Origin of the sequence: Brevibacterium sp. ZH18 (genome assembly GCF_022748595.1) — a bacterium.
Lineage (GTDB): Bacteria > Actinomycetota > Actinomycetes > Actinomycetales > Brevibacteriaceae > Brevibacterium.
On sequence record NZ_JALDSX010000001.1, the window covers coordinates 77,314 to 93,498 of the forward strand.

Annotated in this window: 13 protein-coding genes; 11 read left to right on the forward strand and 2 right to left on the reverse strand. The window is 64.0% G+C overall.

Going from position 1 to position 16,185, the window contains the following annotated elements:
* Positions 1-95: 95 nt before the first annotated feature.
* The 6 genes from MPN20_RS00365 to ndk all read left to right on the forward strand — a co-directional run bounded on the left by MPN20_RS00365 (position 96) and on the right by ndk (position 7,910).
* Positions 96-1,256, forward strand: a complete 1,161-nt coding sequence (locus MPN20_RS00365; protein ID WP_242777984.1) for an acyltransferase — start codon at positions 96-98, stop codon at positions 1,254-1,256.
* A gap of 64 nt (positions 1,257-1,320) precedes the next feature.
* Complete coding sequence (locus MPN20_RS00370; protein WP_242777987.1) at positions 1,321-2,076, forward strand: SDR family oxidoreductase; 756 nt, start codon at positions 1,321-1,323, stop codon at positions 2,074-2,076.
* Between the two features lie 315 nt (positions 2,077-2,391).
* Positions 2,392-5,658 (forward strand): isoleucine--tRNA ligase, encoded by a 3,267-nt coding sequence (gene ileS / locus MPN20_RS00375; RefSeq protein ID WP_242777990.1) that lies wholly within the window; start codon positions 2,392-2,394, stop codon positions 5,656-5,658.
* Positions 5,655-7,049, forward strand: a complete 1,395-nt coding sequence (locus MPN20_RS00380; RefSeq protein WP_242777993.1) for a Mur ligase family protein — start codon at positions 5,655-5,657, stop codon at positions 7,047-7,049. Before ileS ends, MPN20_RS00380 begins: the two co-directional genes overlap by 4 nt.
* Positions 7,046-7,411, forward strand: coding sequence for a DUF4233 domain-containing protein (locus MPN20_RS00385; protein WP_242777997.1), 366 nt, complete (start codon positions 7,046-7,048; stop codon positions 7,409-7,411). Before MPN20_RS00380 ends, MPN20_RS00385 begins: the two co-directional genes overlap by 4 nt.
* A gap of 85 nt (positions 7,412-7,496) precedes the next feature.
* Positions 7,497-7,910 carry a nucleoside-diphosphate kinase gene (ndk, locus tag MPN20_RS00390; RefSeq protein ID WP_242778000.1) on the forward strand — a complete coding sequence of 138 codons (414 nt, stop codon included), beginning with the start codon at positions 7,497-7,499 and terminating at the stop codon, positions 7,908-7,910.
* 152 nt (positions 7,911-8,062) lie between these two features.
* On the opposite strand, the gene MPN20_RS00395 is transcribed toward ndk, so the two are convergent.
* Positions 8,063-8,713, reverse strand: a complete 651-nt coding sequence (locus MPN20_RS00395; RefSeq protein ID WP_242778003.1) for a vitamin K epoxide reductase family protein — start codon at positions 8,711-8,713, stop codon at positions 8,063-8,065.
* Between the two features lie 346 nt (positions 8,714-9,059).
* Here MPN20_RS00395 and MPN20_RS00400 point away from each other — a divergent pair, with 346 nt between their 5' ends.
* Entirely contained in the window at positions 9,060-12,212 is a 3,153-nt protein-coding gene (locus tag MPN20_RS00400; protein WP_242778006.1) for an Rne/Rng family ribonuclease, read from the forward strand.
* A 95-nt stretch (positions 12,213-12,307) separates the two neighbouring features.
* Here MPN20_RS00400 and MPN20_RS00405 read toward each other — a convergent pair whose 3' ends face one another.
* Positions 12,308-13,399 (reverse strand): SPFH domain-containing protein, encoded by a 1,092-nt coding sequence (locus MPN20_RS00405; RefSeq protein ID WP_278189533.1) that lies wholly within the window; start codon positions 13,397-13,399, stop codon positions 12,308-12,310.
* A gap of 141 nt (positions 13,400-13,540) precedes the next feature.
* On the opposite strand from MPN20_RS00405, the gene MPN20_RS00410 reads away from it, so the two are divergent.
* The 4 genes from MPN20_RS00410 (at position 13,541) to rpmA (ending at position 16,184) form a co-directional block, all read left to right on the forward strand.
* Entirely contained in the window at positions 13,541-15,073 is a 1,533-nt protein-coding gene (locus tag MPN20_RS00410) for an alanine/glycine:cation symporter family protein (protein ID WP_242778009.1), read from the forward strand.
* A 45-nt stretch (positions 15,074-15,118) separates the two neighbouring features.
* Positions 15,119-15,433, forward strand: a complete 315-nt coding sequence (locus MPN20_RS00415) for a chorismate mutase (RefSeq protein ID WP_242778012.1) — start codon at positions 15,119-15,121, stop codon at positions 15,431-15,433.
* A gap of 175 nt (positions 15,434-15,608) precedes the next feature.
* The gene (gene rplU / locus MPN20_RS00420; protein ID WP_242778015.1) at positions 15,609-15,917 is read left to right on the forward strand and encodes a 50S ribosomal protein L21; all 309 of its coding nucleotides are present in this window, start codon (positions 15,609-15,611) and stop codon (positions 15,915-15,917) included.
* Between the two features lie 15 nt (positions 15,918-15,932).
* On the forward strand, positions 15,933-16,184 hold the full coding sequence (gene rpmA / locus MPN20_RS00425; RefSeq protein ID WP_143921531.1) for a 50S ribosomal protein L27: 252 nt from the start codon (positions 15,933-15,935) through the stop codon (positions 16,182-16,184).
* Position 16,185 lies beyond the last annotated feature (1 nt).

Consider the following 16,185-nt stretch of genomic DNA (forward strand, 5'->3'; position numbering starts at 1 on the left):
GAAAACGTGGTGGCACTCACATCCTCAACGAAGCCTCCGACGTGCCGGAACGGACCGTGAGACCTCACGGTGTCAGAAGATGAGAATATTGGTCCATGGCGACCTTGGACAGAATTGGCTCTCAGAATCTGCCGCCCACCTCGACCGCGTGGATGAACCCAGCGCGAGCAGTGGCGATCGTCGCAGTCGTCGCCATCCACTCACTGGGCACGATCGTCGAGCAGAACTATGCGTCGATGGGCCCGGACTGGTGGGTGGCCAACGCATTCGACTCCGCCAGCCGCTGGTCGGTGCCGGTGTTCATCATGATCTCCGGAGCTCTCGCCCTTGACCCGGCACGGGGGAACAAGCCACGCAAGTTCCTCAGCAAACGCGTCTGGCGCATCGGCATCCCGCTCGTGTTCTGGACCATCGTCTACATCGCCTTCCGGCGCTACTATCTCTCACCGACCGACGAAGACTGGAACCCGGGCATCGCCATCCTCACCGGCTCTCCCTTCGTCCAGCTCTACTTCCTCTACGTCCTTGCCGGCTTGACCGTGCTCACCCCGTTCTTCCGGCTGCTGAGCATCCACGGTTCTCGTCGCCTGCAATGGGGTACCGGCCTCATCTTCCTGGGCATCGGCATGCTCGATCAGTGGGCGAGCATCGTCTTCGACGTGGGCGAGGCGAACATCGCCACGCGTTTCCTGCCCATGGCCGGCTTCTACATCCTCGGATGGGTGCTGCGCGATGTCGTGCTCTCCACCCGCGGAGTCGCTCTGGCCTGGCTCGCCTTCCTCGGATCCACCGCAGTGACCATCCTGTGGGCCGGCTTCGGACCGGGGGAGCAGCCGTGGATGTTCCCCTACGAATACCTGTCCCCGGGCGTCGTCGTCGCCTCCCTATCCGCTTATCTGCTGCTCCATCACCACATGCGCACGGGATTTCGCTTCCTGCACTGGTTCTACCCGTACTCGTTCGGAGTCTTCCTGCTCCACCCGCTCATCCTCTACCCAGTCCGCAATGAGATGGGACTGCCGACGACCGTGCCCGGCGTGCTCCTCCATGCGCTCGTCATGCCGCTCGTCTATGCGACGATCTGCGGTGCGTTCACCTGGGCGGCAGTCAAGATCCCCGGCGTTCGCGCCGTGTTCGGCGAGGGTGGCCCGCGGAATCCCCATTCCAGGCCCGAGGCCAGACCTGCGCGGAAGTCGTCGTCCCCTCGCAGGGCAGACACCGGCGACACGGCCCCCGATCCGACGTCGAATCCGTAGACTGTGATGTGAATCAGGTGATCGCGTTCGCGATCAGTCACAACGACCATTCGGGAGAGCACAGATGGAAACACTCAGAGCAGTCGTCACCGGTGCGAGTTCAGGCATCGGCGCCGCCACCGTGCGGCGCCTGCGCGAAGAGGGCTGGGACGTTGTGGCCGTGGCCCGCCGCGAGGACAAGCTCAGGACGCTGGCCGAGGAGACCGGCGCGAGCTACATCGTGGCGGATATGACCGATGATGCCGCCGTCGAGGCGATGGCCGCCGAGGTTCTGGCCGGGGGAGCCGTGCATTCGCTCGTGGCCAATGCCGGTGCTGCGTTCGGCACCGACACCGTCGCCGAGGCCTCGATTCAGGGTTGGCGCGACATGTTCGACATCAACGTCCTCGGCGTCCTGCGCGTGGTCAAAGCATTCCTGCCGGCGCTCGTCGACTCGGGTCGCGGGGACATCGTCGTCATGTCCTCGACAGCCGGGCATCAGGCCTACGAAGGCGGAGGCGGCTACGTCGCGGCCAAACACGGTTCGCATTCGATCGCAGCGACACTGCGGCTCGAACTGGCAGGTGAACCGGTGCGCGTAATCGAGATCGCCCCCGGCATGGTCGCCACCGATGAGTTCACCCTCAAGCGCGTCGGCGGGGACGAAGCGCGCGCGGCTAAGACCTACGAAGGCGTCGAGAACCCGCTGACCGCCGATGATGTGGCCGACGCCGTGGTCTACACCCTGACCCGGCCACACCACTTCAACGTCGATCTCATGGTCATCCGACCCATCGCGCAGGCGGCCCAGCACAAGGTGGCCCGCAACTCGGGCCTGTGAGCTGCCGCGGCTCAGTTGCCGAGCCCGGGTGCGAATGGTCCTCGCACCCGGGCAAGGTATACGATTGGACCTGCGTCGATCCGGCCATCACCGGGGAGCATCCGGAAGAACAGTGACCCACCTGCGCACGAGCACCTCGGCGCAAGGAGCGGCACCCAGTAGACCCGGACGGTTGGACCCGTCATCACTCCGGCTATGAGCGATCCGCTGATCGTCCGTCTCACCCGACGGCAGACCAGTCCGGATAAGCGAGGTGGTACCGCGGCAGCAATGTCGTCCTCGTGACAGTGACCGCAGTGACTCAAAAGGACGCTCATGACGCAACCGTTGTACCCCAAGGTGTCGACCTCAGCCTTCGGCCTCAGTGCCTCTCCGAACTTCCCAGACATCGAGGACGCCGTCCTCGAATACTGGCAGCAGGACGGGACATTCCAGGCTTCGATCGACCAGCGCGATTCCGGCGATAACGGGTCGAACGAATTCGTCTTCTACGACGGACCTCCCTTCGCCAACGGCCTGCCCCACTACGGGCACCTGCTCACCGGCTACGTCAAGGACGTCGTCCCGCGCTTCCAGACGATGCGAGGCAAGAAGGTCGACCGACGCTTCGGCTGGGACACCCACGGACTTCCCGCTGAGCTCGAGGCCGAGCGCCAGCTGGGCATCACCGACAAATCCCAGATCAGCGGCATGGGGCTGGCCGCCTTCAACGACGCCTGCCGCTCCTCCGTGCTCAAGTACACGAAAGAGTGGGAGGAGTACGTCACTCGTCAGGGCCGCTGGGTCGACTTCGAGAACGACTACAAGACGCTCAACGTCGAATACATGGAAAGCGTCATCTGGGCGTTCAAACAGCTCTGGGACAAAGGCCTCGTGTACGAGGGCTACCGTGTGCTGCCGTATTGCTGGAAGGACCAGACACCGCTGTCGAACCATGAGCTGCGCATGGACGATGACGTCTACAAGTCGCGTCAGGATCCGGCCGTGACCATCGGCTACAAGCTCGTCGACTCCGACGAATGGGTCCTCATCTGGACCACGACCCCGTGGACCGTGCCCTCGAACCAGGCTGTGGCCGTCAACCCCGAGATTCCGCTCGTCGCGGTCGTCGCGGGGGAGGACGGGGCAGAGGAGCTGCAGGGCAAGACCCTGATCCTCGCCGAGGCGCGAGTCAGTGCCTACGCCCGTGAGCTCGGGGAGAACCCCGAAGTTCTGCGCACCTTCTCGGGCAGCGAACTCCTCGGTCGTTCCTACGAACCTCCGTTCCCCTACTTCGAAGGCCGCCAGGACGAATTCGGCGACCGCATGCACACGATCCTCGAAGCCGACTTCGTCACCACCGACGAGGGCACCGGAATCGTCCACCAGTCGCCGGCCTTCGGTGAAGAGGACAAGGACCTGACAGATTCCTACGGCATCACTGCGACGCGTCCCGTCGACGATGCCGGCTGCTTCGACTCGACCGTTCCCGACTACGCGGGCCAGCAGGTCTTCGACGCGAACAAGAACATCATCAAGGACCTGCGCAACCACACCGGGCCGCTGTCCCAGCGTTCGGCGCTGCTGGTCCGTCACGAATCCTACGAGCACTCCTACCCGCACTGCTGGCGCTGCCGGAACCCGCTGATCTACCGCGCGGTCTCCTCCTGGTTCGTGCGCGTCACCGAGTTCAAGGACCGCATGGTCGAGCTCAACGAGCAGATCAACTGGGTGCCGGACAACGTCAAGCACGGACAGTTCGGCAAGTGGCTCGAAAACGCCCGCGACTGGTCGATCTCACGCAACCGCTTCTGGGGTTCGCCCATCCCGGTCTGGACCTCCGACGATCCGTCGTATCCACGCACAGACGTCTACGGGTCCCTGGCCGAGATCGAAGCTGACTTCGGCACGCTTCCCCGCAACGACAAGGGCGAAGTCGACCTGCACCGCCCGTGGGTCGATGACCTGACCCGCCCGAACCCGGACGATCCGAGCGGGAAGTCCGTGATGCGGCGTATCCCGGAGATCTTCGACGTGTGGTTCGACTCGGGCTCGATGAGCTACGCCCAGGTCCACTACCCGTTCGAGAACTCCGAATGGTTCGACAACCACTTCCCGGCCGACTTCATCGTCGAATACGTGGGACAGACTCGCGGCTGGTTCTACCTGCTGCATGTTCTCTCCACTGCGATCTTCGACCGGCCAGCGTTCACGAACTGCATCTCGCACGGCATCGTGCTCGGCTCCGACGGTCAGAAGATGTCGAAGTCGCTGCGCAACTACCCGGACGTCAACGAGGTCTTCGACCGCGACGGCTCCGACGCCATGCGCTGGTTCCTCATGGCCTCGTCTATCCTGCGCGGCGGCAACCTCGTCGTCACCGAACAGGGCATCCGCGACGGCGTGCGCCAAGTCGTGCTGCCGCTGTGGAACACCTGGCAGTTCTTCGCCACCTACTCGAATGCCGCCGACGGGCTCGAGGGACAGAAGACGGGTTACCAGGCGCAGGAGCGCTATGACTCGAGTCAGGTCCTCGACAGGTATCTGCTGGCCAAGACCCACGACCTCATCGCCGACTTCGCCGAAGCGATGGAAGGCCTCGACATCTGGGCCGCCTGCGAACTCGTGCGCGGCTATCTGGACATGCTCACGAACTGGTATGTCCGGCGCTCACGCCGCCGGTTCTGGGACGGCACGGCCGAGACCCACGAATCTTTCGACGTCTTCGCCACGTGCCTCGAAGCATTCTGCCGGGTTGCCGCTCCGCTGCTGCCATTCACCATCGAAGAGGTCTACCGAGGACTGACCGGCGCGCGTTCGGTGCACCTGGCCGACTACCCTGACGCCGACCTGTTCCCGGCCGACGCCGACCTCGTCGCTGCCATGGACCTGACCCGCGACATCTGCTCGACGGCGTCGTCGGTGCGCAAGGCCAACCGGCTGCGCGTGCGGCTGCCGCTGAACACGCTCACGGTTGCCAATGACACCGACCTGGGCAGTGAGTTCACCGACATCATCGCCGATGAGCTCAACGTCCGTGAGGTCACAGTCCTCGATGTCGCCGAGGCGGAGGCCGCCGGGTTCTCCCTGGTGCAGAATCTCGTGGTCAACGCGCGCGCTGCCGGGCCGCGTTTGGGCAAGCAGGTCCAGCAGGTCATCAAGGCCTCGAAGTCCGGCGACTGGTCTGTCGCCGACGACGGCACAGTGACCAGCGGCGGAATCGACCTCATCGAGGGCGAATACACCCTCGACTCGGTGGCCGAATCGGGAACCGATGGCATGGAGCTGGCAGCGATCGACTCCGGCTTCCTCGCGCTCGACACCAGGGTCACCCCTGAGCTGGAGGCCGAAGGCATGGCCCGTGATGCCGTGCGCGCTGTCCAGGCAATCCGCAAGCAGCTCGATCTGCACATCTCGGATCGCATCAGTGTGGTCGTCGAAGCCGGCGAGGACGTCACCGCGTCTCTCGCAGCACATCGTGACCTCATCGCCAGTGAGACGCTGGCTGGCTCGCTCGAATTCGGCTCCGTCGACGGAGCCGATCAGGTCTTCACCCCCGACGAGCTGCCGGCCGGCACCCGGCTGGCTGTGAGCCGAGCATGAGCGCCGAGGATCCGGCTGGCACCGCTGCGGCGCAGCTGGCCCGGGTCTATGCCCTGCTGCTGGCGCGGGCGGGGGAGACGCAGATCGAGCTCCGACTCGATGCGACCCGCCGTGCGTGCGAACTGCTCGGTGACATCCACACCGCCGCTCCTGTCATCACGGTGACCGGGACGAACGGGAAGACGTCGACGGCGCGGATGATCGATGCGATCGTCACGGCCCACGATCTGCGTGTGGGCCGCTTCACCAGCCCGCACCTGCACTCGGTGACCGAGCGCATCTCGGTCGACGGCGCGCCGGTCTCGGTCGAGACGTTCGTGCGGATCCACGACGAGATCGCTCCGTACCTCGACATCGTCGATGCCGAGCTCGTGGCCGAAGGCCGTGGGAAGCTGACCTTCTTCGAAGCGCTGACAGTGCTCGCCTTCGCAGTCTTCGCCGACGCTCCCGTCGACGTGGTCGTGACCGAGGTGGGCATGGGCGGCGAATGGGATTCGACGAACGTCGCCGACGCCCAGGTCTGCGTGTTCACGAAGATCAGCCTCGACCATCAGCAGTTCCTCGGCGACACACTGACCGAGATCGCTGTGACGAAGGCAGGGATCCTCAACCGTTCGGTCGACCCCTCGCCGGCTCCGGCCCCTGTCGCCGTGATCGGCGCTCAGGTCGAAGAGGCGCAGGCCGCCCTCGACACCGAGGTGGAGCGCCGACAGGTGATCTCCCTGGTCGAAGACCGCGGCTTCCGGCTCCTCGACCGGCAGCGGGCAGTCGACGGGCAGCTCGTGACCGTGCAGGGTATGCGTGACGTCTATGCAGACATCTTCCTGCCGCTGCACGGCATCCACCAGGCGCACAATGCGGCGGTCGCGGTCGTTGCGGCAGAGGCGTTCCTGTCGGACGAGGACAAACCGCTCGAACTCGAAACCGTCGCCGAAGGCCTCTCGCATGTGGCATCCCCGGGGCGGGCCGAACTCGTGCGCACCGGCCCGGCAGTCGTCGTCGACGGGGCGCACAACCCCGATGCCGCTCATGTGCTCGCCGACACGCTGGCAGAGGCGTTCGACTTCGACTACACCGTGATGGTCCTCGCAATGTTCGCGGACAAGGACATCCACGGTGTGCTGGAAGAGCTTCACCGCAGCGCCGACGTCTTCGTCGTCAGCGAAGCGCTGAGTACCCGCGCGCTGAGCACGGAGAAGCTCGCCGAGGCGACTCGCGAATGGGTGGACGAGGACTCCGTGCTCGAAGCTCTTGACCTCAATGCCGCCCTGATGAAGGCCATCGACCTGGCCAACAGCTCAGGCGCGTCGAGCCCGGGAATCGTCGTCACCGGATCACTGCACACCGTGGCCGAGGCGCGACTGCTGCTGGGCAAGGAGGACGCCGAATGAAGTCGAAGTTCCCGGTCCTGTGCGGATCGATCCTCATCTGCGAACTCTTCGTCGTCTACTTCGCGGTGCTCACGGCCTATGGCCTCGAAGTCAGGACTGCAGGATCGATGACCCTGGCACAGCTGCTCATCGGTGCGTCCGTTCTGGCTGTCCTCGCCATCGTATCGGTCGTGCTGCTGCCGCGACGGATCGGGCAGAAGCGGCCCGGCGTGGCACTCGGCTGGGTCGTGCAGATCTTGCTGCTCGCCTCGGGATTCGTCATCAGCTCGATGTTCTTCATCGCCGCGCTCTTCATCGTCCTTTGGGCGGTGACGGTGTACTGGTCGGCGCGCATCGACAGGGAAGTGGCCGAACGCGCCTGAAGCACAGCCTCGGCGCGGTCCGGTGTTCGGACCCGCACGGGTAAACTCAAGGGCAGAAGCCCGCACATGAAATGGAAGGACCGGAATGGAACGCACTCTCATCCTCATCAAGCCCGACGGCGTCGCACGCGGACTCGTGGGGCAGATCCTGGCCCGCATCGAAGCGAAGGGCTACACGATCGACGCCCTGTCGCTGCGCACAGCCACCCAGGAGGAACTGGCCGCGCATTACGCCGAGCACGAGGGCAAGCCCTTCTACCAGCCTCTCGTCGACTTCATGTCGGAGGGCCCGATCGTCTCGATCATCGCATCCGGGCAGGGTTCGATCCCGGGCTTCCGCTCATTGGCAGGGGCAACTGACCCGACTGCGGCGGCTCCCGGCACGATCCGCGGAGACCTCGGACGCGATTGGGGCGAGAAGGTCCAGAAGAACCTCGTGCACGGATCCGATTCCGTCGAATCGGCTGAACGCGAGATCGGGATCTGGTTCCCAGCCTGACGCACGCTGCTCCGCCTGACGCGGGTGCCTGATGCGGGAGTCTCTTCGGAGGCGACTCGGAGCGGGCACCCGCGTTTGGGCATTCACCACCAGAGCGGACCGGGTACGAGCGAGGCGCTGCGCGCTGTTTCGGTTGAGCCCGGCAGGCGGATTCAGATGAGCGTCGAGAAGAAGTTCCAGAACTCGACGACGATGCCCGCGGCGATGAGGAGCATCCAGACGACGGAGATCGCGACGTTCTCCTTCGCCAGGACGCGGGCGAGCGGATTCTCCGCCACGGCACGCCCGAAGCTGCCGGCCAGCACATTGTGTGCGGTGACGGCGACGAACATGGGAATGGTCATCGTCCAGACGACCATGCACCATGGGCAGCCGACGCCGATCACATAGATCGAGGTGTAGAAGAGGAACATCACGAGCACCGTGCCCAGTGCGAGTCCGATGTTGAGGCCCACCATCACCCAGCCGGGGATCCTGGCTCCAGCGAGCAGCAGGACGCCGAGGAGCAGCGGGAAGATGAAGGCGCCGATGCCCAGCAGCTGATTGGGGAACCCGAAGAGCTGACTCTGCGGAAACTCCATGACCGACCCGCATGAGAAGAACGGGTTGAGGTCGCAGGAGAGGACCGCGTCCGGGTTCTCGAGCTTCTCGTACTTCTCGACGGCGAGAGCGAACGAGGCCAGGAAGCCGACGACCGATCCGACGACGAGGAAGACCCCGAGGGTCACCGGTCGCATCACCCAGGGCCGGGCCGGCGGAGGAGTGTCGAGGTCATCGTCGAGGAGAGCGTCAGAGGTATTCACCCTCCAAGAATGCCCGTCGGGAACCGCGGCGGCAAACGCCGAGACCTGTGAATCACCTCTCAACTGCGGTGACGCAGACCACAGCGCGGGTGAACCTGCCGAGGCAGGTGCGGCGATCTGTGACATAATGAAGTCACGGATACCTGCTCTCACACCGAGCAGGAGAAGTGCCTCCACCGAGTCGAGGGTATGACCTCGCAGGTCGACACCAAGAAGAGGCAGCACAGAGGGCCTACGCGCTGAGCGCGAGCCGGAAGTGCCATCCACAGGTTTCGGTCCGATACGGACCATGCAAGGATCCGAAGATCCGTAAGGTGTGAACGGAGTCTTCGGTCTGGGAGAAATGATGAATGATTCGTCGAACGACGACACCAATGCACCACACAACGACGCCACCGAAGGCATTCTCGCGGATCTCGCGAACCTTCAGCAGGCCGTTGCGGCCGGCGGCTCCGCGCAGGAGGATGTCGATGCCAGCATGAGGGAGAAGCTCGATCACATCGCCGAAGCCGCTGAGTCCCTGCGCATGCCCCACAGCGATGCCGACGACGCGGACTTCGAGGACGAGTCGACCCCCGAACCGACTGTTCAGCGTAGCGCCCCGAAGAAGGCCCGCGACGCCGTAGCCAACAGGGGACTCGTGTTCGAGCAGTTCGTCCGCGACACTGCCGACGAAGCACAGACAGACCGCGGTGCCGATGCCGATGACTCTGCCGATGACGTCAATGACACCGAAGAGGCATCGGCCGAGCCGTCTGTTGCCAAGGCGCCAGCACCAGCTTTCGATCCGCGCAACCCCTTCGCCCCACCGGCAGCGGTGGAGCCGACTCCTGCTCCGGCGCCGCGCAGCGCGCCTGCCGCTCCACACGACGGCGGCCTGATCTTCCAGGTTCCGAAGGCGGAGCTGGCACAGGTCGTCCATGTCGAGGACGATTCCGATGACTCGTACGACGACTGCGACGACACGGACGAGTCGCCGGTGTCCGATGACCGCGAAAGCCGCTCGCACAGCGATCACGACGACTCCGATGACGAAGACTCGAACGATTCGGGTGGGCGCCGTCGACGTCGTGGAGGTCGTGGCCGACGTTCACGCAGTCGCGAAGAGAACTCGTCTGCCGACTCGGAGTCCGAGGATTCGGGAAGCTCACACGACGCCGACGACGAGTCGGACTCATCGTCGCAGAGCCGTGGCTCACGTTCGGGATCCCGCTCGAACAGGAAGAATCAGAACCAACAGTCCGAATCGGCCAAGTCCGCGGACAAGGGCGTCTCCGACCAGCCGACCTCCGATGACACGAACGACAAGAGCACCGAGGCCAAGTCCACGGACAAGTCCCACGACTCGGATGACGATGATGATGATGATGATGACAGCGGCTCGCGTCGTCGTCGCCGCCGTCGTTCCCGCTCGCGCAGTTCGGAGAGCACCGATGAGGTGACTTCGCTCAAGGGATCGACCCGCCTCGAAGCCAAGCGTCAGCGTCGCAAGGAAGGCCGAGAGGCCGGACGTCGTCGCCCGGTCATCACCGAGGCCGAGTTCCTCGCTCGCCGTGAGTCCGTCGATCGCACGATGCTCGTGCGCGAGAGCGGGGACCAGACGCAGCTGGTCGTGGTCGAGGACGGGATCACCGTCGAGCACTACCTCAAGGAGAACCGCCAGCAGTCATCGCTCATCGGCAACGTCTACCTCGGCAAGGTCCAGAACGTTCTGCCGAGCATGGAGGCCGCATTCATCGACATCGGCAAGGGACGCAACGCCGTCCTCTACGCGGGTGAGGTGAATTGGGATGCGCTCGGAATGGACGGCAAGGCGCGTCGCATCGAAATTGCGCTCAGCCCCGGCGACCCGGTCTTGGTGCAGGTCACGAAGGATCCTGTCGGACACAAGGGTGCACGTCTGACCAGCCAGATCTCTCTGCCGGGTCGGTTCCTCGTTTACGTGCCCGGCAACTCGATGACTGGCATCTCGCGGAAACTGCCCGATGTGGAGCGCAGCCGCCTGAAGAAGCTGCTCAAAGAGCTCGTCGGCGACTCCAACGGGGTCATCGTCCGCACTGCAGCAGAAGGTGCCACGGACAAGGAGCTCGGCCGTGACGTCGAGCGACTGGCCAAGCGGTGGGAGACCATCGAGAAGAAGTCGAAGTCCACAAAGGTCCTCGCCCCGCAGCTGCTCTACAGCGAGCCGGACATGATCGTGCGGATCATCCGCGACGTCTTCAACGAGGACTTCACCTCACTCGTCATCGACGGTGACGGTGCCTGGAACACCATCCACGAGTATGTCGAGGCTGTGGCCCCTGACCTGCTCGAGCGTGTCCACCGCTACAGCGAGGACGACGACATCTTCGACCACTACCGTGTGGAGGAGCAGGTCCAGAAGGCCCTGCAGCGCACGGTCAACCTGCCCTCGGGCGGTTCGCTGGTCATCGACCGCACCGAGGCGATGACGGTCATCGACGTCAACACAGGAAAATTCACCGGCTCCGGCGGAAACCTCGAGGAGACCGTCACCCGCAACAACCTGGAAGCGGCCGAAGAGGTCATCCGTCAGGTCCGACTGCGTGACATCGGCGGCATCATCGTCGTCGACTTCATCGACATGGTCCTCGAGTCGAACCGCGATCTCGTCGTCCGACGTCTCGTCGAGTGCCTCGGCCGCGACCGCACCAAGCACCAGGTCGCTGAAGTGACATCGCTGGGGCTCGTGCAGATGACGCGCAAGCGCATCGGCACCGGGCTGGCAGAATCACTCGTCAGCGCGGGAGCGGACCTCTCCGGCCGCGGTCTGCTTCTGCCCGGTTCCGAAGAGGATGGGTCGAAGGCGCATCGCGGCAACCACTCGCCGAACAACGACAGCTCGAACGGCAAACGCGATCGCAAACGCCGCTCGGACAACAAGTCGTCGAAGAGCTCTGACTCCGAGTCTCAGTCTCACTCCGAGCCGGTGACCGACGATGCCTCACGCTCTGCGGTGGCTGCCATCGCCAAGGCGACGCTGAAGAAGGACGAAGAGGCCTCGACGATCGGCTCCGACGACAAGCGCAGCGAGTCGAAGGGCTCCGGGCGCGGCGCGGACGCGAATGACGCGAACAGCACCGAAGAGACCAAAGACAGCGGTCGCTCAGGTCGTTCACGCTCACGCGGCCGGAAACGGTCGAACTCGAAGCCCGCAGATGCCGCTGAGCAGTCGGATGACAGCTCGACTCGCAGCGACTCCGGTTCGCAGACCGAGGAACCGCAGACGTACACGGCGAAGGCTCAGGCCAACGCCAAGACTCAGAAGAGTCGTCGGCCAGAGGACGCGAAGTCCCAGAAGCCGGCCGAGCCCGCTGGCGACCTGCCGCTGATGATCGGGGCAGACACGGCCACGAAGGTGGCCAAGGCCGAGCCCGTCAAGGCGGCTCCACGCCGCAAGCCAGCAGCGAAGGCCGAGACTGCGACCGAGAGCTCCCAGCAGAGCCTGCCGACCTCCTTCGTCATCATCGGCGAGGACTGAGGGCACCGGCGCTGGGGAACTCAGCGCCATTGAGACGAAAGCGTCCCACAGCTGATATGAATCGGCTGTGGGACGCTTCCGTCTCGGGGTCGGGCTCAGCTCTGCGAGTTCTGGTTTCGGGTCGTGCTGATCGTCGGCTGCGCGGCCTGATCGCCGCACAGGACGATCATGAGGTTCGAGACGAGATCACTGCGCTCATGGTGGCCGAGTGTGACGATGCCGCGTCCTTCGATTTGCTCGATCGCGGTCTCGACCATGCCGACAGCGCCCTCGACGATGAGCTGCCGAGCGGCGACGACAGCAGTGGCCTGCTGGCGCTGGAGCATGGCGCGGGCGATCTCTGCCGCGTAGGCCAGCTGGGTGATCCGTGATTCGATGATGGTGACACCTGCCGCAGACACACGGGCGGCCACCTCGGCGGACAGCTTCGACGTGATCTCGTCGGCGTTGTCTCGCAGTGACATGCGATTGGGGTCCGAGGAGTCGTAGGCGTATGAGTTCGCAATGTGCCGCACGGCGGTCTCGGCCTGGATGGCGACGAACTCTTCGAAGTCGTCGACCTCGAAGCTCGCCTGCGCGGTGTCCTGGACCTGCCAGACGACGACTGCCCCGATTTCGATCGGGTTGCCGTCAAGGTCGTTGACCTTCAACGTGGAGGTCTCGTGGTTGCGGATGCGCGTCGAGATCTGCTGCTTCGAATACAGGGGATTGACGAAGCGCAGGCCGGACTGACGAACAGTGCCCACGTATTTGCCGTAGAGCTGAAGCACAACGGCATTTCCGGGGGCCACGGACGTGCATCCTCTGAACATGAACAGCGAGGCGATGAAGGCAGCGCCGCCCAGCACGATGAGGATGACGCCGATGATGGCTTCGGCAAAGGACATGATGAATCCGCCGATCCCGAGGAGCAGCGCGAGGAGAAGCAGGACGACTGCTCCGACGATGGCGAAGTAGCCGGACACGCCGCCAGCCGAACGCTCCCTGACCCGCTCTCCCTCGGGGGAGACGATGCGCGGTGGTACGCCGGGCCCCTGCGGAGGCCGTTGCCCGGGACCGCGAGGTCGCTCGGCCGGTGGACCGGGCTGAGGATACTGAGGACTGCTGGGACGGGCGTGCTGATTGCCAGGTCCCGGCCCGGGCTGCTGACGGGAGGGCGGTCCATACTGCTCGGGGTTCTGCGTCATGTCCCGAGTCTATGACACAAGGTGAGATGCGCGTCTCACAATCACTGGGATGTGTGATCCAAGTAACAGTTGGATAACTGTATCTGTCATATCTCAAATAGTGGTTGCGGCCCACGGTGACGTGCGGCAGGTTATTGCCTCATGGACGCCTTGTTATTTGCAGCAGATGCCCCTAAATCGCCCGTCGACGATGCGATCAACTCCTGGTTCGATCCCATTGCGACCTTCTTCTCAAACATCATCTTCTTCCCGATCACTCTCGGACCGATCTCCTTTCCCTTTGTCGTCCTCTGGCTCGTCGCCGCAGCGCTGATCTTCAGCGTCTACTTCGGCTTCGTCCAGTTCCGCGGCTTCAAGCTGTCTCTCGATGTCGTGCGCGGGAAGTTCTCGTCGAAGGACGACCCGGGTGAGATCACGCACTTCCAGGCATTGGCCTCGGCGCTGTCAGGCACGGTCGGCCTCGGCAACATCGCCGGTGTCGGTGTTGCCGTTGCACTCGGCGGTCCGGGTGCTACCTTCTGGATGATCATCGCCGGCCTGCTCGGCATGTGCACGAAGTTCGTCGAGTGCACCCTCGGCGTCAAGTACCGCGAGATCGATGAGAACGGCGTCGTCTACGGCGGCCCCTTCAAATACCTGCCTATCGCCTTCCGCCGCTTCTCTAAGCCGGTTGCTTCGATCCTGACCGGAATCTTCGCCGTCTCCATCCTCATCTTCGGCGTCGTTGGCGGCGGCATGTTCCAGGCCAACCAGACGTTCGCTCAGGTGCGCACCGCGACCGGCGGTTCCGACGGCTTCCTCGCCGGTCCCTGGGCGTCGCTCATCTTCGGTCTGATCTTCGCGGGCCTCGTCGCCCTCGTCATCCTCGGCGGCATCCGCTCGATCGCCCACGTGACCGACAAGCTGGTCCCGGCCATGGCGATCTTCTACGTCGTCTCCTGCCTCCTGGTCCTGGGCATCAACTTCTCTCAGATCCCCGCTGCCATCGGTGAGATCTTTGCCGGAGCCTTCAACCCGCAGGGAATTGCGGGCGGTGTCGTCGGCGTCATGATCATCGGCTTCCAGCGTTCGGCTTTCTCCAACGAGGCCGGAATCGGCTCGGCGGCCATCGCCCACTCGGCAGTCAAGACCCGCCGGCCCATCTCCGAAGGATTCGTCGCGCTGCTCGAACCCTTCGTCGACACGGTCATCGTCTGCACCATGACCGCTCTGACCATCATTGTCGCGAATCAGCCCTCGTACCGCGAGGATCTGGGCGCTGGTGAGATCGGCGGAGTGGCACTGGCCTCTGATGCCTTCGCGACCGTTGCCAGCTGGTACCCGGTCCTGCTGGCGATCGCCGTCGCCCTGTTCGCCTTCTCCACTCTCATCACCTGGGCCTACTACGGAGAGCGCGCGTGGAGCTATCTCTTCGGCCGGTCCAAGGGCATGGCCACGGTCTTCCGGTCTCTGGTCTGCATCTTCGTCGTCATCGGCTGCATCGCCAGCTTCAGCAAGGTCGTCGAATTCGCCGATGCCGCACTGTTCCTCTGTGCGTTCATCAACATCCTCGGCCTCTACCTGCTGATGCCGGTGGTGAAGAAGGAGATGAAGAAGTACTTCGCGGACCGCAAGGCCGGCACTCTCACGGATCCCGACACCATGGATGCCGTCCCCGTCGAACAGTCCGTCTGAGAGTCGCGTCCACGGGTCCTGTCTCATCTCGCTAGACTGGTGGGCGTGGATCAGAACAATGACAAATCACAGGCCCAGGAGCGACTGTTGGAACTGCGCGGCAGCATCGACAACATCGACGCAGCGCTCATTCATCTCCTGGCCGAGAGGTTCAAGCTCACGGAGACCGTGGGCGAGCTGAAAGCAGATCACGGCCTGCCTCCCGCGGATGAAGCGCGGGAGGCACGGCAGGTCGCTCACCTGCGAAAGCTCGCAGAGGACTCGCGCCTAGATCCGGAATTCGCGGAGAAGTTCCTCGCCTTCATCGTCGCCGAGGTGATCCACCGTCACGAGCGGATCGCCGAGGCGCGTGAGGGCTGAGTCCGCATCCGTCGGCGGTTTGCCCATCAGGCACCGAATCCATTAGACTTGACCGTCGGTGCGCATATGCACCACGGCTGGTGATTCCTCTCAATGGGATGCCCGGGGAGATCCTTCTCCGGGAGCCAAGGGATCAACCGCCGTTCGTTTGTGTTTAAACAGAAAGGGTTCGACCATGGTCTATGCCATTGTCCGTGCCGGTGGCCATCAGGAAAAGGTCAGCGTCGGCGACATCATCACAGTCAACAGAATGAAAGCTAAGGCTGGGGAGAGCGTCGAACTCGATGCCGTGCTTCTTGTCGACGGCGAAACAGTCACGACCGACGTTGACGCCCTGTCGAAGGTCGCTGTCAGCGCTGAGGTCGTCAACGAACTTCGCGGTCCGAAGATCGTCATCCAGAAGTACAAGAACAAGACCGGATACAAGAAGCGCCAGGGCCACCGCCAGGACCTGACCCGCCTGAAGATCACGAACATCAAGTAAGAGGAGACATCACACATGTCAAGCAAAAAGGGAGTCAGCTCGTCCCGTAACGGTCGCGACTCGAACGCACAGTACCTCGGCGTGAAGCGCTTCGGCGGTCAGGTCGTCAAGGCCGGCGAGATCATCGTCCGCCAGCGCGGAACCAAGTTCCACCCAGGCGCGAACGTCGGACGCGGAGGAGACGATACTCTCTTCGCACTGTCCGCAGGAGCCGTGGAATTCGGCAAGCGCAACGGTCGCAAGATCGTCAACATCGTCGGCGCCTGAC

Coding starts and splice junctions, on each gene's coding strand:
- MPN20_RS00365 (WP_242777984.1), top strand. CDS start 96: ATGGCGACCTTGGACAGAATTGGCTCTCAGAATCTGCCGCCCACCTCG.
- MPN20_RS00370 (WP_242777987.1), top strand. CDS start 1,321: ATGGAAACACTCAGAGCAGTCGTCACCGGTGCGAGTTCAGGCATCGGC.
- ileS (WP_242777990.1), top strand. CDS start 2,392: ATGACGCAACCGTTGTACCCCAAGGTGTCGACCTCAGCCTTCGGCCTC.
- MPN20_RS00380 (WP_242777993.1), top strand. CDS start 5,655: ATGAGCGCCGAGGATCCGGCTGGCACCGCTGCGGCGCAGCTGGCCCGG.
- MPN20_RS00385 (WP_242777997.1), top strand. CDS start 7,046: ATGAAGTCGAAGTTCCCGGTCCTGTGCGGATCGATCCTCATCTGCGAA.
- ndk (WP_242778000.1), top strand. CDS start 7,497: ATGGAACGCACTCTCATCCTCATCAAGCCCGACGGCGTCGCACGCGGA.
- MPN20_RS00400 (WP_242778006.1), top strand. CDS start 9,060: ATGAATGATTCGTCGAACGACGACACCAATGCACCACACAACGACGCC.
- MPN20_RS00405 (WP_278189533.1), bottom strand. CDS start 13,399: ATGACGCAGAACCCCGAGCAGTATGGACCGCCCTCCCGTCAGCAGCCC.
- MPN20_RS00410 (WP_242778009.1), top strand. CDS start 13,541: ATGGACGCCTTGTTATTTGCAGCAGATGCCCCTAAATCGCCCGTCGAC.
- rplU (WP_242778015.1), top strand. CDS start 15,609: ATGGTCTATGCCATTGTCCGTGCCGGTGGCCATCAGGAAAAGGTCAGC.
- rpmA (WP_143921531.1), top strand. CDS start 15,933: ATGTCAAGCAAAAAGGGAGTCAGCTCGTCCCGTAACGGTCGCGACTCG.